At 65.5% G+C, this 22,143-nt stretch carries 22 protein-coding genes; 18 read left to right on the top strand and 4 right to left on the bottom strand.

All coding sequences use genetic code 11. The features are described 5' to 3' along the window. The first annotated feature begins 125 nt into the window (after positions 1–125). From AC50X6_RS04080 to AC50X6_RS04020, 13 genes are all read left to right on the top strand, one after another. Positions 126–611 (top strand): hypothetical protein, encoded by a 486-nt coding sequence (locus AC50X6_RS04080; RefSeq protein ID WP_494964993.1) that lies wholly within the window; start codon positions 126–128, stop codon positions 609–611. Further along, complete coding sequence (locus AC50X6_RS04075) at positions 604–933, top strand: hypothetical protein (RefSeq protein ID WP_494964992.1); 330 nt, start codon at positions 604–606, stop codon at positions 931–933. The genes AC50X6_RS04080 and AC50X6_RS04075 overlap by 8 nt, the downstream gene beginning before the upstream one ends. 91 nt (positions 934–1,024) lie before the next feature. After that, on the top strand, positions 1,025–1,825 hold the full coding sequence (gene atpB / locus AC50X6_RS04070) for a F0F1 ATP synthase subunit A (RefSeq protein ID WP_494964991.1): 801 nt from the start codon (positions 1,025–1,027) through the stop codon (positions 1,823–1,825). A gap of 79 nt (positions 1,826–1,904) precedes the next feature. Next, positions 1,905–2,120, top strand: a complete 216-nt coding sequence (gene atpE, locus AC50X6_RS04065) for an ATP synthase F0 subunit C (RefSeq protein ID WP_282328946.1) — start codon at positions 1,905–1,907, stop codon at positions 2,118–2,120. Positions 2,121–2,176: 56 nt separating this feature from the next. After that, positions 2,177–2,725, top strand: coding sequence for a F0F1 ATP synthase subunit B (locus tag AC50X6_RS04060; RefSeq protein WP_494964990.1), 549 nt, complete (start codon positions 2,177–2,179; stop codon positions 2,723–2,725). Then, entirely contained in the window at positions 2,725–3,552 is an 828-nt protein-coding gene (locus tag AC50X6_RS04055) for a F0F1 ATP synthase subunit delta (RefSeq protein ID WP_494964989.1), read from the top strand. The genes AC50X6_RS04060 and AC50X6_RS04055 overlap by 1 nt, the downstream gene beginning before the upstream one ends. Positions 3,553–3,635: 83 nt before the next feature. Beyond that, positions 3,636–5,273 carry a F0F1 ATP synthase subunit alpha gene (atpA, locus tag AC50X6_RS04050; protein ID WP_326965663.1) on the top strand — a complete coding sequence of 546 codons (1,638 nt, stop codon included), beginning with the start codon at positions 3,636–3,638 and terminating at the stop codon, positions 5,271–5,273. Between the two features lie 76 nt (positions 5,274–5,349). Continuing rightward, positions 5,350–6,243: a F0F1 ATP synthase subunit gamma gene (locus AC50X6_RS04045; protein WP_326965617.1), complete on the top strand. Its 894-nt coding sequence runs from the start codon at positions 5,350–5,352 to the stop codon at positions 6,241–6,243. Positions 6,244–6,325: 82 nt separating this feature from the next. Next, positions 6,326–7,780, top strand: coding sequence for a F0F1 ATP synthase subunit beta (atpD, locus tag AC50X6_RS04040; RefSeq protein WP_326965616.1), 1,455 nt, complete (start codon positions 6,326–6,328; stop codon positions 7,778–7,780). Between the two features lies 1 nt (position 7,781). Further along, on the top strand, positions 7,782–8,066 hold the full coding sequence (locus AC50X6_RS04035; protein ID WP_104172348.1) for a F0F1 ATP synthase subunit epsilon: 285 nt from the start codon (positions 7,782–7,784) through the stop codon (positions 8,064–8,066). Between the two features lie 10 nt (positions 8,067–8,076). Next, entirely contained in the window at positions 8,077–8,508 is a 432-nt protein-coding gene (locus AC50X6_RS04030) for a DUF2550 domain-containing protein (protein WP_494964988.1), read from the top strand. 5 nt (positions 8,509–8,513) lie between these two features. After that, positions 8,514–9,908 (top strand): alpha/beta hydrolase, encoded by a 1,395-nt coding sequence (locus AC50X6_RS04025; RefSeq protein ID WP_494964987.1) that lies wholly within the window; start codon positions 8,514–8,516, stop codon positions 9,906–9,908. Further along, positions 9,905–12,484 (top strand): bifunctional lysylphosphatidylglycerol flippase/synthetase MprF, encoded by a 2,580-nt coding sequence (locus tag AC50X6_RS04020; protein WP_494964986.1) that lies wholly within the window; start codon positions 9,905–9,907, stop codon positions 12,482–12,484. The genes AC50X6_RS04025 and AC50X6_RS04020 overlap by 4 nt, the downstream gene beginning before the upstream one ends. A gap of 93 nt (positions 12,485–12,577) precedes the next feature. Here the strand turns inward: AC50X6_RS04020 and AC50X6_RS04015 are convergent, their stop codons facing one another. From AC50X6_RS04015 to nucS, 3 genes are all read right to left on the bottom strand, one after another. Then, complete coding sequence (locus AC50X6_RS04015; RefSeq protein WP_494964985.1) at positions 12,578–12,805, bottom strand: hypothetical protein; 228 nt, start codon at positions 12,803–12,805, stop codon at positions 12,578–12,580. Between the two features lie 962 nt (positions 12,806–13,767). Next, positions 13,768–13,971: a cold-shock protein gene (locus tag AC50X6_RS04010; RefSeq protein ID WP_069952225.1), complete on the bottom strand. Its 204-nt coding sequence runs from the start codon at positions 13,969–13,971 to the stop codon at positions 13,768–13,770. A 303-nt stretch (positions 13,972–14,274) separates the two neighbouring features. Beyond that, positions 14,275–14,970: an endonuclease NucS gene (gene nucS, locus AC50X6_RS04005; RefSeq protein WP_494964984.1), complete on the bottom strand. Its 696-nt coding sequence runs from the start codon at positions 14,968–14,970 to the stop codon at positions 14,275–14,277. 59 nt (positions 14,971–15,029) lie between these two features. On the opposite strand from nucS, the gene AC50X6_RS04000 reads away from it, so the two are divergent. After that, complete coding sequence (locus AC50X6_RS04000) at positions 15,030–15,383, top strand: Rv1322 family protein (protein ID WP_494964983.1); 354 nt, start codon at positions 15,030–15,032, stop codon at positions 15,381–15,383. Between the two features lie 23 nt (positions 15,384–15,406). Beyond that, on the top strand, positions 15,407–16,222 hold the full coding sequence (locus tag AC50X6_RS03995; RefSeq protein WP_494964982.1) for an alpha/beta hydrolase: 816 nt from the start codon (positions 15,407–15,409) through the stop codon (positions 16,220–16,222). Between the two features lie 11 nt (positions 16,223–16,233). Here AC50X6_RS03995 and AC50X6_RS03990 read toward each other — a convergent pair whose 3' ends face one another. Further along, positions 16,234–17,412, bottom strand: a complete 1,179-nt coding sequence (locus AC50X6_RS03990) for an AI-2E family transporter (RefSeq protein ID WP_494965141.1) — start codon at positions 17,410–17,412, stop codon at positions 16,234–16,236. A gap of 316 nt (positions 17,413–17,728) precedes the next feature. Here AC50X6_RS03990 and AC50X6_RS03985 point away from each other — a divergent pair, with 316 nt between their 5' ends. The 3 genes from AC50X6_RS03985 to AC50X6_RS03975 all read left to right on the top strand — a co-directional run bounded on the left by AC50X6_RS03985 (position 17,729) and on the right by AC50X6_RS03975 (position 21,898). Then, complete coding sequence (locus tag AC50X6_RS03985) at positions 17,729–19,606, top strand: hypothetical protein (protein WP_494964981.1); 1,878 nt, start codon at positions 17,729–17,731, stop codon at positions 19,604–19,606. Positions 19,607–19,754: 148 nt separating this feature from the next. Continuing rightward, positions 19,755–20,798 (top strand): co-chaperone YbbN, encoded by a 1,044-nt coding sequence (locus AC50X6_RS03980; protein ID WP_494964980.1) that lies wholly within the window; start codon positions 19,755–19,757, stop codon positions 20,796–20,798. Further along, positions 20,798–21,898, top strand: coding sequence for an NADH:flavin oxidoreductase/NADH oxidase (locus AC50X6_RS03975; protein WP_494964979.1), 1,101 nt, complete (start codon positions 20,798–20,800; stop codon positions 21,896–21,898). Before AC50X6_RS03980 ends, AC50X6_RS03975 begins: the two co-directional genes overlap by 1 nt. Positions 21,899–22,143: the final 245 nt, after the last annotated feature.

Below are 22,143 nucleotides of genomic sequence, written 5' to 3'. Positions count from 1 at the left end.
CGGGCTTGGCCGCAGGCCGGCCCAGCCGGATCCGGGCACCGCCATGTTCTATCTCATGTAGAATTTAGGGGCGGCTTCGCGCCGCGACCTCTTGCCAGCACCCGCCCCGCGACGATTGGGATCTTATGAGCTCCAACGCCGAACCCGGACCGACGTCCGGCAACGGATCCGTTGGCGTTTCCGGTCCCACAAAGTCCCTGTGGCTGAGGTTGCTGGGGATGAGTTCGGCCGTCAGCGGCGGCGCATTGCTGCTGGTAGCGGTGGCAGCCCTGCTCATGACCGGCATGGCCGCCGCGCTTTCGTGGATCTTCGGCGGGGCCCTGGTCATGGCCTTCTTTGCCATCAGCCTGGTGATCGGCCACTTCGCTGGCCGGAATAACCCCTCCGGCGCCATCGGTCTTTTCGCCGCAACGTACTTCATCAAGGTGGTCGGCTTTGCCGTGGTGCTTTTTGCCATCGGCACCCCCGACTGGCTGTCCCGGGGCTGGTTCCTGGCAGGCGCCGTCGTGACCGTCGTGTTGTGGCAGGCCGCGGAGATCTTCGGCTTCAGCTCGGCCAGGCTGCAGATCTACAACGACCCCGAGACCAGGGAAGGGGCAACCGATGTCTAGCCGCAGAGACGGACGTGGAAACAAGCCCAAAACCCCCGGAACCAGGGGCGGAGCCCCCGGTGTATCCGAGAACGGCAGGGATGGCGGATACAACGCCGGGATTGCCGTCTTCAGCTATATTGTTGGCGGAATCATCGTCTGGAGTTTGATAGGGTGGGGTCTGGATAATCTGTGGGGAACCCGCTGGATTGTGCTCGCAGGCGCTCTGCTTGGAGCCGCGGGAGGGTTCTATCTTTCACATATGCACGGTCTCACCAGCTCGGGTAATTCGGCTGGCGGGGACAATGCTGCAAGTGGCCCGTCGCAGGACGAGGATCAGTAATGCCAAATAATTTCACACGGGGAAAGGCTGACGGAAACGTCGCCGCTCTCCGACCAACGCCCAATGATGGACACTGCAGAGAGGAAACGCGTTGATCGCGCTTGCGCTCCCGGCCCAAGATTCAGGAACTTTTACGCCTCCTGGAATTGACGAAATCCACCTGCCGGCAATTCTGCCGTGGGGGGCGGTGGACGGATTCTCCAAGCAGATGCTGCTGGTAATTCTGTCGGTCGTAATTATCGCTACATTCTTTCTGCTAGCTGCCCGCAAGGGCCAGCTTGTCCCCGGCAAAATGCAATTTGCAGGTGAAGCCGCCTATGGCTTCGTCCGCAACGGCATTGCCAAGGACATCATCGGCGGCAAAGACTTCATGAAGTACGTCCCGCTGCTGTTCAGCTTGTTCTTCTTCATCCTGGTGAACAACATCTACGGTGCTATCCCGCTGATCCAGCTCCCGAGCTTCTCGCACGTCGGCGGCGCCTACGTGCTTGCAGGAATTGTCTACATCACGTGGATCGCCATCGGCGTCAAGAAGAACGGCCTGAAGTACTTCAAGCTGGCCACCGTTCCCACCGGTGTCCCGATCTATATCCTTCCGATCGTCATTCCGATCGAGATCATCTCCAACTTCTTGGTCCGCCCCGTCACGCACAGCCTCCGTCTGTTCGCGACCATGCTGGCCGGCCACCTGATCGTGATGATCGCCGGTTCCGGCATTGAGTACCTCGTCCTGCAGGAGAATCTGCTCCTCAAGGGCACCTCGGTGCTGGTGCTGGTCGGTGCGATCGCCATGTACATGCTGGAAGCGCTGATCATGGCACTGCAGGCCTACGTGTTCACGCTGCTGACTGCCATCTATATCGAAGGCGCCCTGCACGCGGACAGCCACTAGGCACCCCAAAACTTCCCCTCGCGGGGATGAAGCAACCCAAACAACCTGCCACATGGGTGGCATCTTGAAAGGAAGAAAAATGGAAGGCTCCATCAACGGCTCCCTCAACCTCATCGGCTACGGCCTCTCCGCCATCGGCGGTGGTATCGGTGTGGGTCTCGTGTTTGCCGCGTACATCAACGGTGTGGCACGTCAGCCGGAAGCTCAGCGTGTGCTGCAGCCGATCGCATTCCTCGGCCTCGCGCTGACTGAAGCCCTCGCCATCCTCGGCCTGGTCTTCGCTTTCGTTCTCTAGCGGTTCTTCAGAACTAAGCGAAAATCCAGAACCGAGTAGAAAAGGACGGGTGAATTATGAATCAGCTGATCATCTCAGCCGCCGTTGAGGGTACTAATCCTCTAATTCCCAACCCCTGGGAAATGGGCGTCGTCATCGCCGGCTTTGCTGTCCTCATGTTCATCGTGGTCAAGTACGTTGTCCCGATGTTCGAGAAGACCTTCGCAGAGCGTGCCGAGGCCATTGAAGGCGGCATTGCTAAGGCTGAAAAGGCCCAGGCGGAGGCTTCCGCGGCACTCGAGGAGTACAAGCAGCAGCTCACGGATGCCCGTGCCGAGGCCAACCGCATCCGCGAGGAAGCACGTGCCGAAGGCGCTCAGATCCTTGCGGAGCTGAAGGAGAAGGCAGCTGCCGAGTCTGCCCGCATCACGGCCCAGGCCCACGCGGCTATCCAGTCCGAGCGTCAGGCGGCCGTTGTGTCCCTCCGCGCGGAGGTCGGGACGCTGGCTACCACCCTGGCAGGACGCATTGTTGGCGAGTCGCTCAACGATGACCAGCGTTCGGCCCGTGTGGTTGACCGTTTCCTGGCGGATCTGGAGAACCAGAGCGCAGGTGCAGCTAAGTAATGGCAGGTGTATCGAGCGAATCGCTGACCGTGGCGCTGGTGTCGCTGGAAGCCAAGCTTCCTTTCGCCTCGCTGCAGTTGGCTAATGAACTCTTCGGAATCCTGGGAACGGTGGACAGTTCGGCTGGCTTGCGCCGCGCCCTGACTGACCCGTCCCGTAGTGGTGACGAAAAGTCGGCCCTGGTCAAGCAGCTCTTCGGCGGTCAGGTCAGTGCCGAAGCTGTGGAAATCGCGAGCGGACTGGCCAGCTCACGCTGGGCATCGGCCCGGGATATCGGCGATGCACTCGAGACTCTTGCTGCTTCGGTGGTAATCGCCGTCGCTGAGAACAAGTCGGCCGTCTCTGCCTCGGGAATCACCGGACTGGAAACGCTGGAGAACGATTTGTTCTCCTTCAACCAGGCCGTGGGGTCCAACCACGAGGTGCAGCGTGCTCTGTCCGAGCCGCAGGCGAGCCCGGCAGCCAAGATCGCCCTCGCCGAAAAGCTCGTTCCCGGTGCAAGCGCGGAAGCGAAAGTCCTCATCGGGCAGGCAGTTTCGCAGCCCCGCGGCCTCAAGGTAACCACGCTTGTCCGTCGATTCGCCGAACTCGCAGCCAAGCGCCAACAGCGCTGGATTGCAACCGTCGGCGTTACCCGTCCCTTGACGGGAGCACAGACGAGCCGCCTGCAGGCCGGGCTCAACGCCCTCTACGGGCGCGAGCTCAAGATCAACCTGAACGTTGACCCGGCACTGATCGGTGGCATCCGGATCCAGGTCGGTGACGAAGTGGTTGACGCTTCGGTTCTCGCCCGCCTGGGCCAGCTCCACCGTCAGCTTGCCGGTTAGCCGGACAAGCACAACTTACCGAAACGAAACCCCGGTCATCGTGAGCAACGATGATCACGAAAACAGGAGAGCAGGGACTGCAGATGGCCGAATTGACCATCAACGCCGACGACGTCCGTAATGCGTTGAACGAGTTCGCGGCGTCCTACGAACCCGGAAACGCCGAGCGCGTAGAGGTTGGCCGTGTAACAACCGCAGGTGACGGCATCGCCCGTGTTGAGGGCCTTCCCTCGGTCATGGCGAACGAGCTGCTTCGCTTCGAAGACGGAACCCTGGGCCTGGCCCAGAACCTCGACGTCCGCGAGATCGGTGTGATCATCCTCGGTGACTTCGCCGGAATCGAAGAAGGCCAGGAAGTCCACCGCACCGGACAGGTTCTGTCCGTGCCGGTTGGCGATGCCTTCCTCGGCCGTGTTGTCGACCCGCTGGGCGAGCCCATTGACGACCTCGGCGAGATCAAGGCTGAGACCACCCGTGCGCTGGAACTGCAGGCGCCCGGCGTCACCCAGCGCAAGTCGGTCCACGAACCGATGCAGACCGGTCTCAAGGCTATCGACGCCATGATTCCGATCGGCCGCGGCCAGCGCCAGCTGATCATCGGTGACCGCCAGACCGGCAAGTCGGCAATCGCCATCGACACGATCATCAACCAGAAGGCCAACTGGGCTTCCGGGGATGTCAACAAGCAGGTGCGCTGCATCTACGTGGCCATCGGCCAGAAGGCATCCACGATCGCTGCCGTCCGTCAGACCCTCGAGGACAACGGCGCACTGGAATACACCACCATTGTGGCTTCCCCCGCGTCTGACCCTGCCGGCTTCAAGTACCTTGCTCCGTACGCCGGTTCGGCGATCGGCCAGCACTGGATGTACGGTGGCAAGCACGTCCTCATCGTGTTCGATGATCTTTCCAAACAGGCCGAGGCCTACCGTGCAGTGTCACTGCTGCTCCGCCGCCCGCCGGGACGCGAAGCCTACCCGGGCGACGTGTTCTACTTGCACTCCCGCCTGCTCGAGCGTTGTGCCAAGCTGTCCGATGAGCTCGGTGCAGGTTCGATGACCGGCCTGCCGCTCATCGAGACCAAGGCAAACGACGTCTCGGCCTACATCCCGACCAACGTGATCTCCATTACCGATGGCCAGATCTTCCTGCAGTCGGACCTCTTCAACGCCAACCAGCGTCCCGCCGTCGACGTGGGTGTCTCCGTCTCCCGTGTCGGTGGCGCAGCCCAGGTCAAGGCCATGAAGAAGGTCTCCGGTACCCTGAAGCTGGAACTGGCCCAGTACCGCGATATGCAGGCCTTCGCAATGTTCGCGTCGGACCTCGACGCCGCATCGCGCCAGCAGCTGACCCGTGGTGCACGCCTGATGGAACTGCTCAAGCAGGGCCAGTACTCGCCGTTCCCGATTGAGAACCAGGTGGTCTCCATCTGGGCCGGCACCAACGGCTACCTCGACGAAGTTCCGGTTGAAGACATCAACCGCTTCGAAACCGAGTTCCTGGAGCACCTCAAGCACAAGTCCTCCATCCTGACGACGCTGGCGCAGACCAACGTCATGAGCGATGACACCGCAGAAGCCCTGAAGACCTCGATCGTGGCCTTCAAGAAGGGTTTCTTCGGCGAGGGCGACAGCCACCTGGTCGGTGCGGGGCATGAGGAACACTCCGCCATCGACGAGGCGCAGGTCGACCAGGAAAAAATCGTCAAGCAGAAGCGCTAGTTTCGCTGGCCGGGAATGCCGGGGCCCTCTGGGGTTCCGGCAGTCCCTGCCATCGGGATCTTAGGAAAGGATAAGTATGGGAGCCCAGATTCGGGTCTACCGCCAGAAGATCACCTCGACGACGTCGATGCGCAAGATCTTCAAGGCGATGGAACTGATCGCTACCTCGCGCATCGGCAAGGCCCGGGCACGCGTAGCAGCTTCACTGCCTTACGCAAACGCCATCACGCGCGCCGTTTCTGCCGTCGCAAGCCAGAGCGAAATCGACCATCCGCTGGTCACCGAGCCGGAGCAGATCCGTCGGGCCGCCGTCCTGGTCATCACCTCGGACCGTGGCCTCGCAGGTTCGTATTCGGCGAGTGTCCTCAAGCAGGCCGAAGGCCTCAACGAGTTGCTCGTCGAGGAGGGCAAAGAAGTCAAGATGTACCTGGTGGGCCGCAAGGCGCAGGCGTATTTCGACTTCCGGAACCGCCCTTACGGACGTGTCTGGACCGGCGGCACGGACGCACCGGAGTTCGCCACCGCAAAGGAAATCAGCGAGGCATTGCTGGCTGACTTTGCAACGGCCTATGAAGAGGGCGGCGTGGACGAGATCCACGTCGTTTATACCCGCTTCAAATCCATGGTGACGCAGGAGCCGACGGTTATCCGTCTTCTCCCGCTTGAGGTTGTCGAAGAGCAGGCTGCGTCCGAGTCGGACCTCCTGCCGCTCTACGAATTCGAGCCGGAAACAGAGCAGGTTCTTGATGCTTTGCTGCCGCGCTACATCGAATCACGCATCTTCGCGGCGATGCTGCAGGCAGCGGCTTCGGAGCTCGCTGCCCGCCAGCGGGCAATGAAGTCCGCCGGTGACAATGCCACGGACCTCATCAAGAAGTTCACGCGTCTGCGCAACACTGCCCGCCAGGCTGAAATTACGCAGGAGCTTTCCGAGATCGTGGCCGGTGCCGACGCGTTGAACGCGTCCTGACCTCCGCGAGCCCGGATCCGGCTGTACCTGCACCAACGTTGAAACTTAACCCCAACGCCATCTACTGAGTGAAGTGAGAGAGATGCCTGCCACTGCTACCGAACACGTAGCCGCGACGACCGGTGCTACCGGCCGTATTGCACGTGTTATTGGCCCGGTTGTCGACGTCGAATTCCCGGCTGACGCAATCCCCTCGATTTACAACGCCCTCACCACGGAGATTACTCTCAACGGTGAGACCAAGACGATCACGTTCGAGGTTGCCCTGCACCTCGGCGACAACGTCATTCGCGCCATCTCCCTGCAGGCAACCGACGGACTTGTCCGCGGTACCGCCGTCGTGGACTCCGGTGCCCCCATTTCCGTGCCCGTCGGCGACGTCGTCAAGGGACACATCTTCAATGTCCTCGGACAGCCGCTTGACGTGGCTGAGTCGGAACTGGAGATCACGGAGCGCTGGCCCATCCACCGCAAGGCTCCCGCCTTCGCGACGCTTGAGGGTTCCACCGAGATGATGGAAACCGGCATCAAGGTCATTGACCTTCTCACCCCGTACATCAAGGGTGGCAAGATCGGCCTGTTCGGCGGCGCCGGCGTGGGCAAGACCGTGCTGATCCAGGAAATGATCACCCGTGTCGCCCGCAACTTCGGCGGCACCTCGGTGTTCGCCGGTGTTGGCGAGCGTACCCGTGAAGGCAACGACCTCTGGGTTGAAATGGAAGAGGCAGGCGTCCTCAAGGACACTGCCCTTGTTTTCGGCCAGATGGATGAGCCGCCGGGAACGCGGTTGAGGGTCGCCCTGTCTGCGCTGACCATGGCGGAGTACTTCCGCGATGTGCAGAACCAGGACGTGCTGCTCTTCATCGACAACATCTTCCGCTTCACCCAGGCAGGCTCCGAGGTTTCCACCCTCCTCGGCCGCATGCCGTCGGCCGTGGGTTACCAGCCCAACCTGGCTGACGAGATGGGTCTCCTCCAGGAGCGCATCACGTCCACCAAGGGCCACTCCATCACTTCGATGCAGGCCATCTACGTTCCCGCAGATGACTACACCGACCCGGCACCGGCCACCACCTTCGCACACCTCGACGCGACCACGGAACTTTCCCGTGAAATTGCTTCCCGTGGTCTGTACCCGGCCGTTGACCCGCTGACGTCAACCTCGCGCATCCTGGATCCGCAGTACATCGGCAACGATCACTACAACACGGCCGTCCGGGTCAAGCAGATCCTGCAGAAGAACAAGGAACTCCAGGACATCATCGCCATCCTCGGCGTTGACGAACTCTCCGAAGAAGACAAGATCGTCGTGTCCCGCGCACGCCGCATCCAGCAGTTCCTCTCGCAGAACACCTACACCGCCAAGCAGTTCACCGGCGTCGAAGGCTCCACGGTGTCCATCAAGGACACCATCGAAGGCTTCACGGCGATCTGCGACGGCGAGCTTGACCACATCGCAGAGCAGGCGTTCTTCAACGTCGGCGGCCTGGACGATGTCGAGCGCCAGTGGGCCAAGATCCAGGAACAGACCAAGTAATATGGCTGAGCTTGAGGTTGAGATTGTCGCAGCGGACCACTTCGTGTGGTCCGGAGCGGCCAAGATGGTCAAGGCCCGCACCAGCGATGGTGAAATCGGAATCCTGCCCGGCCACTCGCCCCTGCTGGCGATTCTGGCCGAAGGTGAACTGGCGATCGAGCCGGTGTCCGGTGACCGCATCGCTGTAGTGGTCGACGGCGGGTTCTTCTCCGTCGACAACAACAGGGTGGTCATTGTTGCTGACAACGCCCAAATGGGCGACGCGGCTACTGCGGGGATCCGCTAGCACGACCTTGATGAACGTTACTGGTTTTCCGTTCATCGTCCTGGCAACGATCTTTGCGTTGCTGGTACTCGCACTGTGCCTTTCGGGGGCGCGCCGCTTCAATCTGCGGCGCGCCCTCGGCACGGTGGACGCCTCCATTAGCACGGCTGGAAACAGCTGGCAGATGGGGGTTTGTCGTTATCAGGACAACGACCTTGAATGGTTCCGCCTTGCCTCGCTGAGCACGCGGCCCAAGCACACCTTCCGCCGCAGTTCCCTGGAGCTGATCGGCCGGCGCAAGCCCACCGAATCCGAGCTTGTCAATGTCCCGCCCGACGCCGTGATCGTTGAACTCCGGTACGAAGGGCACGAGGTCCTGCTCTCGATGAGATTCGACGCGTACACGGGCCTCTCGTCCTGGCTCGAGGCCGGTCCCGTCATCGGCGTCGGTACCTGGCGCTAGCCCCGGTGGACTTCATCGAGGACCTCCGGCTCGTCGACGGGCCGGTACTGTGGGTTGCCTGGGCTGCCGGCGCGGCCGGCCTGGCCTACTTCCTTTGGCAGTCCGTCAGACGCCGCGGGCCCGGCCCCGGCGCGGCGGCCTGGTTCACGGCCCTGCTCCCTGTCCTGGCTGCCGTCCTGCTCGCCGCCGCACTGCTGGCGGCTGTCCACTGGCTGCTGATCTACGTCTTCTCGGTCTTCCCCGAGGAACTTCCGCGCGAAGTCCTGGCCTGGTCCGCCGCCGCCGTCACCGCCCTGCTGCTGTGGCTCCTGCGCTTGTGGGCGAGCTGGCGCCGGAGGGCTGCGGCTCCGGTGCAAGCCGGCAGCGCCGCCGACAGCGCTGCCGCCCGCTGGCGGGCCAGCGCCGTCGCAACGGTCTCCCTGCTCGGAGTCGTCCTCCTCTCCGCGGTGCAGATCAATGCCTATTTCGGGCTGAACCACACGTTGAGTGACCTTACCGGTACGGCCGTGGCGCGGATCCAGCCGCTGGAAGACGGCCTGAAGCGGGCACCGGGATCCCCGGCAGGCGTCAGCCTGTCCCGGTGGACGGCGCCGGTTGACCTGCCCGACGGCGGCGTGCTCCGGCGCGCCGGGATTCCCGGCACCGTCTCGGGGTTCCAAAGCCGTGAGGCCTACATCTATTTTCCTCCGGCGTACCAGAGCTCACCGCGGCCGGCACTTCCCGTTCTGGTTCTCTTTTCCGGTCAGCCGGGGGCTCCGGCCGACTGGCTCACCGGCGGCGCCCTCCGGAGCCGCATGGACCGCTTCGCCGCGGAGCACCGCGGCATCGCTCCGGTGGTGGTGGTGGTGGACCCGAACGGGAGTCCTTCGGGCAATACCCTCTGCATGGACAGCCGTATTGCCCAGGCCGACACCTTCCTCTCCCGGGACGTGCCGGACTGGATCAGCCAGACCCTTGACGTGGATCCGGATCGCAGGCAGTGGGCAGCCGGCGGGTTCTCGTTCGGGGCCACCTGCGCTGTGCAGATGGTGACGCGGCATCCGGACACTTTCGGCGCGGCCCTGGCTTTTTCCAGCGAGAAGGAACCTGCCCTCGCGAAGGAACGCGACAAAACCGTGGCGGCTTCCTTCGGCGGAGACACCGAGGCCTTCGACCGGCAGACCCCGCTGTCTCTTATGAAGGAGCGCCGCTACGAGGGTCAGGCAATTTTCTTCGGCGCCGGCGTCCGGGATCCCGAATTCATCGGCTACATGGAGCTGCTCTCCGGGGCCGCACGGACTGCCGGTTTCGCTGTGGAGGCGCGCAGCATTCCCAACGCCGGACATTCCTGGGAGACCGCCTCCAGAGGCCTGCCCGCCGGTCTCGACTTCCTGGCCGGCCGCTGGGGGATCCAGCCGTGAAGCCGTCACCGGCCATCGGGGCGCGGGGAACGGGCGGGTCCTCCCTCCTTGGCCTCGGGCGGGACTGCCTGCGCGCGGCCCTGGGCCACCTCCGTGCCATCCCGTTCACGCTCACGGTCCTGGCAGTCCTCCTTGTTGCCGGCGCGGCCACGGGAAGTCTGCTTTCCGGGCCGCCGGAATCCCTGCTGGATGTGGCCTCGGTCAGTGCCCCGGGACTGAAGGCGGGCCGCTGGTGGGCGCTTTTCACCTCGCTGTTCTTCGCGACGAATCCGCTGGCGTACCTTTCGGCCGCGCTGATGATCCTGGTACTGCTGGGTCTTGCCGAGCGGCAACTGGGCACAGGGCGCACGGCCGTGTTCTTCTTTGCCGCGCAGTTCGCCGCCGTGACACTGTTCCTGCTGCTGACGCAGCTTGCGCGCTTTGCCGGTGACGGCTGGCTCGGCCTTATGGTGGACGCCCGGCTGATCGGCCCGTACGCCCCCGTCCTCGCGGTGTCGCTCGCCTCCTGCGGGCTGCTGCCCACCCTGTGGCAGCGGCGGCTGCGGACGGCGGTGGTTTCCGTCTCCCTGTTGCTGGTACTTTACGTGGGTCATGCGGAGACCGTTGTCGGCCTCGCCGGGGCACTGTCCGGCCTCGCCGCGGGCTGGTGGATCCAGGGGGACAAGGGCACTCTCCACCGGCACCGTTCCACGGGCCGTGAAACCCGCAACCTGCTGGCCCTCACGGTGGCGATCTTCGCCGTCGGGCCCATCCTCACGGCCGCAGTCCGGACGCCCACCGGGCCGCTCGCCCTGTTGCGGGACGTTGTCCTGAACCCGCTGCCGACGCTGAGCCAGCTGGAACAGAACTGTGGCGGCGCCATCGATGTCACATGCCTTGAGGCCGGCCGTGCCGGTTTCGCCGGTCCGCTTGGCCTTGCCCTGGCGGTGGTGCCGGTGGTGCTGCTGCTCATCTGCGCGGACGGCATGCGGCACGGGCGCAGGCTGGCCCTGCGGATTGCCATCATCCTGCAGCTTGCCGTGACGGCCATGGCCACCGTGTATCTGGCCCTTTTCGCTCTGATTCCGTACTACGCCAACAAACCGCGCGTCGGGGTCATGGGTTCCGGTTTCGTCCACGTGCTGCCGTTGGTGATTGTCCCGCTGGTGCTGGTGGTCCTGCTCGCGGCGAACCGCCGGCAGTTCCGGGTGGAGACGACCCCGCGGGCGCGGACGGCCCTTGCCGTTGCGGTCGGCGGAACCTGGCTGGTGCTGGCGTTCGCCTATTCCGCGGCGTGGCTGGCGGCCGGCGGAATGGACCGCGACGGCGGGCCGCTGGGCCTCGCGGCTGAGCTGGCCCGCCAGTACCTTCCGCTTCCCATCCCTGGCTCCTACCGCCGGATCTTCCAGAACCGCGACGCGGTGGAGGCCTTCCTCTTCGCCTACTCCGGAATCATTTTCTGGATTGTGGCCCTGGCCGCCGTGTGGCTGGTCCTGCAGCGCCGCCTGCACCGCACCGACGAAGGAGCGGGGGACCGCGAGGTGGCCCGCGGCCTGATCCGCCAGGGAGGTGACTCGCTGTCCTGGATGGCGCTGTGGGATCCGAACAAGTATTGGTTCAGCCCGGACGGACGCGGCGGCGTGGCCTACCAGCAGCACGGCAATGTGGCGCTTACCCTTGCCGGGCCGTTCGGCCCCGCGGACTCGCGCGAGGACACGGCGGCCGGTTTCATGCGCTATTGCGTGGAACATGCGCTCATCCCGTGCTTCTACTCCTGCACGGATGAGCTGTGGCCGATGCTGCGGGCGCGCGGCTTCCGACGGGTGGCCGTGGCGCAGGAGACCAGGCTGGCGGTGCGCTCGCTTGAGTTCAAGGGCAAGGAGTGGCAGAACGTCCGCACCGCGCTGAACCGGGCGGAAAAGACCGGGGTCAAGGCAGTGTGGGGGCGGTACGCGGACTTTGCCCCGGCGCTGCGTGCCCAGCTGAGCGAGGTTTCCGAGGAATGGGCGGCGCGGAAATCCGTCCCGGAAATGGGATTTACGCTCGGAGGAATCGATGAACTTGAGGACCGGGAAGTGCTCTGTTGCCTGGCCGTGGACGCCGAGGGTCGGGTGCAGGGCGTCACCAGCTGGCTGCCGGTGTTCGACGGCGGCCGCCTGGTCAGCTGGACCCTGGACTTCATGCGCCGCCGCGGGGACGCGTTTCCCGGTGTGATGGAGTTTCTGATCGCTTCCGCCGTGCAGGAGCTGCGGGGCACGGTGGAAGTGATCTCGCTGTCCGGATCGCCGTTGGCCAGGGACCCGTCAGGGGGAGCTGGCCGCAACGTCGCCATCCTTCCCGGCGAGCCGGGGAATGACGTCCGATCCGAAGGGTTGGCCGGAATCCTTGACGTTGTGGGCCGGGCCCTGGAACCGGTTTACGGCTTCCGTTCGCTGGCCACCTTCAAGTCGCGGTTCAAACCCGAATACCGGACGCTCTACCTCTACTACCAGGATCCCTTGCAGCTGCCCGCGATGGGGCGGGCCCTGAGCAGGGCCTACCTGCCGGGCCTGTCGGTGCGGCAGAGTGCGCGCCTGCTCGGGTCGCTGGTGCGCTAGTTTCCGGGTCGGTGCAAAGTCGTGGATTGTGGCGTGATTCTAGCTGGTTTGAGGGCGCGGCTGGCGTTTCGGGCTAACGGCCTAGTCCCATCATCACCGTCTGGTGGCTTTGACGTTAGTGGTGATTTTGGCTATCCGGTGGAGGCTGATGGCGGGGTCTCGCAGCGAGGCCTCGAGCCCGGGCGCGGTGCCGGCGTGCGCCACCTTGTCGGTGAACACCATCGTTGTGTCGTCCAGGTAGGTCACGTCCGGGGATAGCTGGCGGGAGCCGGATGCGGGCGTTTCTTGCGGGTGCCGTTTGCGGGCGTTTTTTGCGGGCACTGTTTGCGATGCCAACTCGCGGGCGCCCATTCTCCACAGATGGCCGCCGTGAGACCGCCATCCCGGCCATTTGTGGCGAACCGCCGGCATGATGGCCACCCGTACGGCCACCATGTCCACCTTGCCCCCTAGGATCTGCTGGCGGCCACCTTGCCCTCAAGGTTCTGGAGGCCTGCCACCACGTCCCCCAAGGAGCTGAAGACGTGCCACCACGAAGCCCCGCCGCTGGGCATGCTCAGTGGCGGGGCTGCTGCGCTGCGTACGGCCTTACTTCCCGGGGGATGACGTTCCCGCCCTGTTACTCCGTTCCGGAGGCCGATTCAGCCCCCGGGAACCCCGGGATTCCGGGCGATTCCGCGGGCGCCGGCCGGCGCGCGGGAGTAACTGGGCAGGAGCGTCGTGCCGGGGCCCGGAGATTCACCATAGCGGCCGTCTATGGCGTACCGCTGGAGTCCGCAAGTGAAGTTGGCTCAGTCAAGACAGGATGATCCATAGTTGGCGAGGTATTCCGCGTGGGAGCGTTGCGTGTGCACCGAAGCTGCCGTCACCACCAGGCATTCATGGTTCTCGATAGTGTCCACCAGGTCCTCACAGCGGGTGATATCGGTGGTCTTGGCCGGGTGGCTGCGCTCGTCCTTACCCCGCAGGTGATGACGATCCTGCCCAGTTGCTCGGGTCCGGACGCCGATTCCGCTCTAGGGACCCGCGGGATCACGCGGGATCCCGCGGTTGCCGGCCAGCGCGCGCGGGAGTAAGCGCGGGAGTAACTGGGCAGGAGCGTCGTGCCGGGGCCCTGGCACTCCCAAGGCAATGACGTCGGTTTTCACCTCCGCGATGACCCAGGCGCCGAAGAACCCCCGCCCACTTTACCCCAACCCCCCACGTGAAAAATGATCCCCGGCACGAATGCCGGGGATCATTTTCTGCGCGGAAAGTGCCAGAGGCAGCGCCGCCGCGGCGGACTAGACCAGTGTGACGCCGGTAGCCTGGGGGCCCTTGGCTCCCTGGCCGATTTCGAACTGAACGCGGGCGTTCTCGTCGAGGGTCTTGAAACCACCGGTCTGGATCTCGGAGTAATGAACGAAGACGTCGCCATCGGCGTCGTCCGGAGTGATGAAGCCGAAGCCCTTTTCAGCGTTGAACCACTTGACAGTTCCCTGAGCCATGAATTTCTCCTCATTGTGGATCGTGTTTAGGTCCGGCACACCTCGTGCCGAACTTGGTCACTCCGCGGGAAGAACCATGGCTGTGGGCCCGGATAATCCGGGCTTGGGCGGCAGGAGCTCCACGCTCGCAACATGTCTTGCGAGCATGAAAATACACCTACACAAAGACTCGTATAAGAATTTCATGTCAATTGCGCCAGGTCAACGGGGACAGCGGAGAATTTCACAAATATTGTCCAAAGAACGGATGAACCCTCTCCGCGGAAGAGTAGCTGCGGAGCAATTTAGCTGCGGTGCAATTCCTCAGAAGAGCCTGGACTCGCTGTCATCCACTCCGCGCATGGCGTCATAGTCAAGGGTGACGCAGTCGATGCCGCGGTCGTTCGCGAGGACCTTGGCCTGTGGCTTGATCTGCTGGGCGGCGAAGATCCCGCGCACCGGCGCCAGCAGGGGATCGCGGTTGAGCAGCGCCAGATACCGTGTAAGCTGCTCGACGCCGTCGATGTCGCCGCGGCGCTTGAGCTCAATGGCCACGGTGGCGCCGCCAGCGTCCCGGGCCAGGATATCCACGGGGCCGATAGCGGTGAAATATTCACGGCGGATCAGCGAGAACCCGGGGCCCAGGAGCTCGATCTGGTCGGCCAGCAGCCGCTGCAGGTCCGCCTCGACGCCGTCCTTGATCAGGCCCGGGTCCTGGCCCAGCTCATGGGAGGTGTCGTGCAGCTGTTCATGGATATTGATGATGAGCCGGTCATCGGTCTTCGCGGACTGGACGGTCCACTGCTCGATAACGCCGAGCTCGACGTCGACGTCGTCCGGGGAGGAGACGCGCAGCGAAGCGGGTGGGCTCATCCAGTTCAGCGGCTTGTAGGATCCGCCGTCGGAATGGACCAGAACGGAGCCGTCAGCCTTGACCAGCAGGAGCCGGGTGGCCAAAGGGAGATGGGCTTTGAGCCGGCCAACATAATCAACGGAGCACCGGGCTATGACTAAACGCACCCCGTCAACACTACCGTCTGGCGGGGAAGCAGGCATCCGGACTGGGGCAGAATGGAGGCATGCCCCGTTCCAACCGTCCCCGCCGAGCCGTTTCCGGTAAGGCACCCTCCGGTAAGGCCCAGAAGCCCGGAGCCAAGGGCGGTCCGGTGCCGGAGCTTGACCTTGAACGCGCCCGCTCGGGGTTTGCACGCCGGGAGAGCGCCCCGGACGGTGAGTGGACGGTCCGGCCGATCACGGCCGGCCGTGCCGAAAAGACATACATCTGCCCCGGCTGTTCGACGGCGGTGCTGCCCGGTGTTGCCCACCTCGTCGTCTGGTCAGAGGATCATCTCTTCGGCACCGCCGCCGGCCTGGCAGAGCGGCGGCATTGGCATTCGAACTGCTGGGTCTCGCGCAGCTACCGGTACCGCTAAGCGGCTTCGCTAAGCTGGAGCGCATGAGCTTTGACCCGGCGTCGTACGTCTTCAGCCAGCCTTCCGCACCCACCGCAATCCGTGCATCCACCGTGCTTCCGGCACGCCGCGAAAACGTGGAGCTCCGCACCGGCGACGGCCACAGGCTGGTCGGCGAGCTCGCCCTCCCGGCTGCCGGGGAGGTGCGTGCAACCCTCATCACCCTGCATCCGCTGCCGACGCACGGCGGCTTCATGGATTCGCACGTCTACCGCAAGGCCTCCTACCGGCTTCCCGCGCTGGCGGGCATCGCCGTGCTTCGGTTCAACACCCGAGGTACCGGATCGCCACGCGGCACAAGCGGCGGAACGTTCGAGGGGGGCATCGGCGAACGCCTGGACGTCGAGGCGGCCGTGAGGTTCGCCGTCGACCGCGGCCTGCCGAACCGATGGCTGGTCGGCTGGTCCTTCGGCACGGAGCTGGCGCTGATGTACGGGGCCACGGAGCCGGTGTCGTCGGAGATCGAGGGCGCCATCCTGCTTTCACCCCCGCTGCACCGCGCCACCGATGTCCACCTCAAAGAATGGGCCGCCTCCGGCAAGCCGCTGAAGGTCCTGGTCCCGGAGCATGACGACTTTCTATTGCCGGCTGCCGCCACGGAGCGGTTCAGTCTGGTTCCGCAGGCCCGGGTTCTGGGGGTCGACGGCGCTAAGCACCTGTGGGTGGGCGAGAAGTACGCTGCCCGCGTGCTCAACGAGATCGTGGATGAGGTGCTGCCGGGCGGCTCCGGCGCTGCCGGTGGAACAGCTGCCGTGCTGCCGCAGGAATGGAACGGACCCGTCGCCACCGCGCACGGCTGAGGCTACTCTTGTCAGTGCTTGTCCTGGCGGACGATGAAGAGCTCCTTGACGAGCAGCAGAATCGCAGCGGCCGTGGGGATAGCGATCAGTGCGCCCAGCACGCCGAGCAGGCTGCCGCCGGCGATCACTGAGATGACGGCGACGGCGCCAGGGACTGCGACGGCTTTCTGCATGATGCGCGGCGAGATGAAGTAGGCCTCGAACTGCAGGTAGGCGAAGTAGCAAATGGCGTAGACCACGGCTGTCTGCCACCCTGCGGTCAAGGCGATCAAGGACACGATGACGCCGGCAATCAGGCCGCCCACCAGGGGAATGAAGGCCAGCAGCGCCACCACGAAGGCAAGCAGTACGGCAAAGGGAACCCCGACGATCGACATCACGATGAAGGCAAAGGTGGCGTTCAGCAGGGCGACGACGGCCTGGCCGATCACGTAGTTGCCGACCGAACCGGTGATCTCCTCGGCCAGGGCCTCGACCCGGGGACGGCGGGACCGCGGGGCCAGCCGGTAACCCCACTTTTTCATGGCCGGCAGCGCGGCCAGGAAGTACAGGCTCAGGACCAGCACGATCAGCGTTCCGAACAGCCCGTTGGCCAGGGTGGACCCGAAGCCGACGACGCCGCCGAAGATGCCGCCCATCGCTTCGGGGTCATTGACGAATTTCTGCAGTTCCTGGGTGATGCGTTCCCGCACGCCGAACTGGGTGTCGATGCTGCGGAAGAAATCCGAGTTGATGAACTCCGTGATCCATCGCGGCGCCTCCTGCACGATCTGGGTGACCTGCTGGACGATCGTGGGGATCAGCGTGGCAAAGAATCCTGTCACGGCCAGCGTCAGGGTGGCGACAGCCACCACGATGCCCGCGGCCCGGGGGAGTTTCCTGCCCTCCAGCCAGCGCACCACAGGGTCCAGCCCCAGCGCGATGAAAAGAGCGGCCACGATCCACAGCAGCAGCTGGGTTGTGTTGGAGCCGATCCAGTAGACCAGCAGTGCGAGTCCGACGCCGACGGTCCCCATGAACCCGACATAGAGGGGGTGCTGGGCGGAAATCCGCGGTCCGGGGTCGCCGAAGCGGGTGCCGGTCCCGCTCTGGGCAGCGGCCCCGTCCTGTTCCTCGGGCGGCATCTCGAATCGGAGCCGGGGCTGGGCGCCCGGCAGTGGCTGGCGCAAGCGGTGGGCCACCGAGTTCAGGAGTCCTGCGAGGGCACCCCGGCGGTGCGAATCCTGATCCTTCAGACCGCGTTCCTTGCTGGCGGATTGGCTTTCTTTCTGTCCCGCGGGGGACGAATCCGTGTGTTCAGTCACTGCGTCGAAAGCCCTTTATCTCTATTAATATCCTGCGGAGCCGCGGTCACGGCCCGGGTGTGATGATCACCGCAAACACTATCAGCAGCCCTGCCAGCGCACGGGTTTGCGGCCTGCGCGGGCGCCTCGGAAGGGGTTGACAATTCGTCCGATCTGACTCTTGGGTAACAAAACGGTTACTATTGAAGCTACGTGTCCGCTGATGATAGGTAATATTTTGCGTTTCAAGACTGCAGTTGCACTAGTGCTGCTCGGCCTCCTGACACTGCTGGCCGGAATCGGCCAGAAGACATTCTGGGCTCCGGCCGAGACCGTGACGGCTACCGCACCGGCCGGTGCCACCACCGCACCGCTAACCGTCTTCGACGAGAAGCTGCGCACCCTGCGCGGAGGCACAGTAAAGATCGATGTCAAGGGGGAGGGCAGCTTTATGCTGGCGGCCGGACGGCCGGACGACGTGGCGGCATGGGTGGGCAAGGCTGCCCACAACACCGTCTCCGGGGTCTCTGACGACGGCAAGGCACTGCAGCTGACGCACACCGAGGGCGAAGCTACGGCTCCCTCGCCCGCTGGCTCCGATCTGTGGGTAACCACCGAGAACGCCAGCGGCGAAATGAAGTATTCCTGGACCCCGCCGGCCGACGGCGACTGGTCACTGCTGCTCGCGGCGGACGGCACCAAGCCCGCTCCGGCGTCGATCAGCATGACCTTCCCCAATGACACCTCCACGCCGTGGGCCATTCCCTTGATGGTGCTTGGCGGCGTGCTGATCCTGGCCGGTGCCGCGCTCCTGGCTCTGAAGCCCAGGACCGGCGCCCGGACGGGCACCGGCACCAACGGTAACGGCGACGGCGGCCTGTCCGGCAGCCTGTTCGCCCGCCGCGCGCAGGCCCGGGCTGCTGCCCGCGCCAGTGCCCGCGATGATGCCCGTAATTCCGCCGGCGCCACCTCTGCCACCCCGGCGGTGGATCCCGGGCGCCGCCCGCAGGACACACCAGACAGCACCACAGCCAAGCAGCAGTCATCGACAGCCCGGCGACTGCGTCGCTCGGGCGTGGTCGTCGCAGTACTGACGGCCACCGCCGTCGCCGCTACGGGCGTGGCTGCACAGGCCGGCCAGACACCGGCGCCGACGCCGGGCACCTCGTCCGCGTCGCCGTCGGGATCCGCTTCCGCCGCAGCGGACCAGGGGGCCGACGCTCCGGTGCTGGTTGATGCCCAGTTCCGCCGGATCCTCGAGCAGGTGGCCAGTGCGGTGGACGCCGGTGACGCGGCCAAGGATGCCAGCAAGCTCGCGCCCCGTGTGGCGCCGCCCGAACTCGAGATCCGCACACAAAACTACAAGATCCGGTCCCAGGTGGGCTCCTACGAGGCCAGGATGCCTGTCCGTGCCACGAAGCTCCTGACCACCGTGGTCACGACTAAGCGCGGCTGGCCCCGTTCGGTCATGGCCGTCACGCAGGGCGAGGGCAACGTTGTTCCCCAGCTGCTCACCCTGACCCAGACGTCCCCGCGGGAGAACTTCAGGCTCACGGGCACCACTCCGCTGCAGCCGGGAACGACGTTCCCGGGCATCGCCAAGGGCGGCACCGAGACCCTCGCTCCCGGCGACAAGTCGGGGCTGCTGTACAGCGGCGAGGAAGCGCTGGCCGGGCTGGGCGACCGCCTGACCAACGCCGAATCGGCGTTCAAGGACAAGCTCGTGGAGGGCCAGTCCTCCCCGTACATTGCTGACACGCTCGCCTACCAGGCCGACGCGGTCAGCTCCGGGGTGAACGGCACCTTTGCATTCACCCACAAGGTGGTCCCGGAGGACACCGTGGTGTTCCGCACCGCCGACGGCGGGGCGCTGGCCCTGGGCCGCCTGAACTTCGGCTTCGACGGCACCCCCAAGGCCGCCGGGGACAAGCTGACCATCGGCGACGACGCCGCAGCCCTGGCCGGCGGCAAGGAGACAAGCACCGGTATGGTGCTGAGCTTCGCCGAGTCCATGGCCGTCTACATCCCGCCGGCCGGCTCCAAGGATCCGATGAAGCTGGTGGCCGCCACCCGCGGGCTCGTCGGGGCAAGCTTCAAGTAGGACGCCCAACAGTGATGCGACAGCATCATGGCGGCGACGTGACAACAACCTAGCAGGGGAGACCGGGCCGCAGCGGCCCGGTCTTTTCTGTTGTGCTGGGAGCGGATCCGCGGGCATGGGACAGGACCGGGGTGGCTAGAGTGGAGCTATGACTTCGCCAGCTTCCCGCCCGGTCCCCCCCGCCGCCGCCAACCTGCTTAACCTGCGGGGCGCCGTCGACCTTTCCTCGCTCAAACAGCGCCCCGCGCCGCCGGCCCCGGCCGCCTCCGGCGGTGTCCCGGCTGCCCCCGCAGCAGGCGCCGGCGCGGGCACCGACGACGCCTCATTGCAGCCGGGTCGTCCGCTGCGCGTGGATGTCACGCAGGCAAACTTCCAGGAACTCGTGGAGCTCTCGGCCCAGGTGCCCGTGGTGGTTGCCCTCTGGGCGGGGTACTCACCCGGCTCGGACGGGCTTGTTGACGTCCTGGAGCGGATCATCGACGGCTACGACGGCCGGCTCGTCCTGGGCTCGGCGGACGTCGAGGCTTTCCCGCAGCTGGCGCAGGCGTTCCAGGTAGAGGCCGTGCCCACCGCCGTGGCCGTCGTGAAGGGCCAGCCGGTGCCCCTGTTCCAGGGCGGCGCCGAGGAACAGCAGATCCGCAGCCTGCTCGACGAACTGCTCGAGGTTGCCGCCGCGAACGGCGTGTCCGGCCGCATCGGCGCCGGCGGGCCAGGCTCGGGCGGGCCGGGCGACGGGGGACCAGGTGCCGGCGAGCCGGAGGCCCCGCCGCTGCCGCCCCTGCACCAGAAGGCGTTTGACGCTATCGAAGCGGGTGACTATGCTGCAGCTGCCGCGGCCTACCGCCAGGCGCTCCTGGAGATGCCGGCCGATGCCGACGCCAAGGCAGGCCTCGCGCAGGTAGAGCTGATGGGCCGCCTCCAGCCGCTCTCGGCCGCGGATCCCGAAGTGCTCCGCCAGCAGGGGGCCGATGAGCCGGATAACCTTGATGCCCAGCTCGGCGTCGCGGATCTGGACGTCGCCGGCGGACATGTCGAGGACGGCCTGGGCCGGATCGTCGCATATATCGGGCGGAACTTCGGTCCTGAACGGGAAACGGCCCGGATCCGGCTGCTGGAGCTGTTCGACGTTGTGGGCATCCATGACCACCGCGTCGCGAAAGCCCGGCAGAACCTGGCCCGGGTGCTCTACTGATGGGTTCCGCTTTATTCACGCCGCTGGACCTGCGTTCCCTGCGGCTGCAGCACCGCGGCTGGGTTTCGCCGATGTGCCAGTACAGCTGCGAGGCGGAGACCGGGGAAGGCGTGCCCACTGACTGGCACCTCATGCATCTGGGCTCCTTCGCCACCGGGGGAGCGGCCCTCATCCTTACCGAGGCGGCGGCGGTGAACGCCGCCGGCCGGATCAGCCCCCGCGACGCGGGCTTGTACAACGATGACCAGGCGGCCGCGTGGGAGCGGATCACTGCCTTCGTCCACCGCCACGGGGCCGCGGACACCAAGATCGGCACCCAGCTGGCCCACGCCGGCCGGAAGGGCTCCTCGTACTGGCCGTTCGCCGGGAAGCAGGGCACCGTCCCGTCGTCGGCGGGTGGCTGGGACACCGTGGGACCCGGCGTCGGCGCCTTTGACGGCTATGCGGCCCCTGCAGCCATGACCGTCGGGGAGATCGAGGGCGTGATCGCCGATTTCGCTGCCGCCGCGGTCCGGGCTGTTGGTGCCGGCTTCGACACGATTGAAATCCATGGCGCCCACGGCTACCTCCTGCACCAGTTCCAGAGTCCCCTCGTCAACGACCGCACCGATGCCTGGGGCGGCGATGAGGCCGGCCGGAACCGGCTCACCATCGCCGTGGTGGACGCGGTCCGGGACGTCATTCCCGACTCCATGCCGCTGCTGCTGCGTATTTCAGCCTCCGACTGGGCCGAGGGAGGCATCGACGCCGAAGCCTCGGTCCGGATGGCCAAGGCTGCCTCCGAACACGGGGTGGACCTCGTGGACGTTTCCAGCGGCGGTGCCGTGGCGCACCAGCAGATTCCGGTGGGCCCGGGGTACCAGACGGGCTTCGCCGCCCGGATCCGGCGCGAAACCGGCGTCCGGACCGGCACCGTCGGGCTGCTGACCTCGGCCGGCCAGGCCGAGCACGCCGTTGCCACCGGGCAGGCGGACGGCGTGTTCATCGCCCGGGCGGCGCTCCGCGACCCGCACTGGTGGCTGCGCGCCGCGTTCGAGCTGGGGCACGATCTGGCGTGGCCGCCGCAGTATGAGCGGGCCGTGCCCCGGCGCTCCTTCTAGGATTCCACTGGGCCCGGAGGAGGACGGGGTGCCCCTTGGGTTTTCGGCACGTTGCCTTCGGTGACGACGCCGGCGGGGAATCAGGCGGAGCGGATAACGAAAGCCCTGGGCGGACTCCCCGTTCTCGACGATGTGTCCCTGGAGGCGGGGCCGTCGGAAATCCACGTCCTGGTAGGGCTGAACGGAGCCGGAAAGATGACGTGATGCGGATCCCAACTGCTCCCACGCGGACTACCTCCACAAGC

The organism is Pseudarthrobacter sp. HLT1-7, from assembly GCF_059383435.1.
Note: the sequence above shows the minus strand (reverse complement) of the source record. Positions and strands in the feature narration are given on the sequence as shown.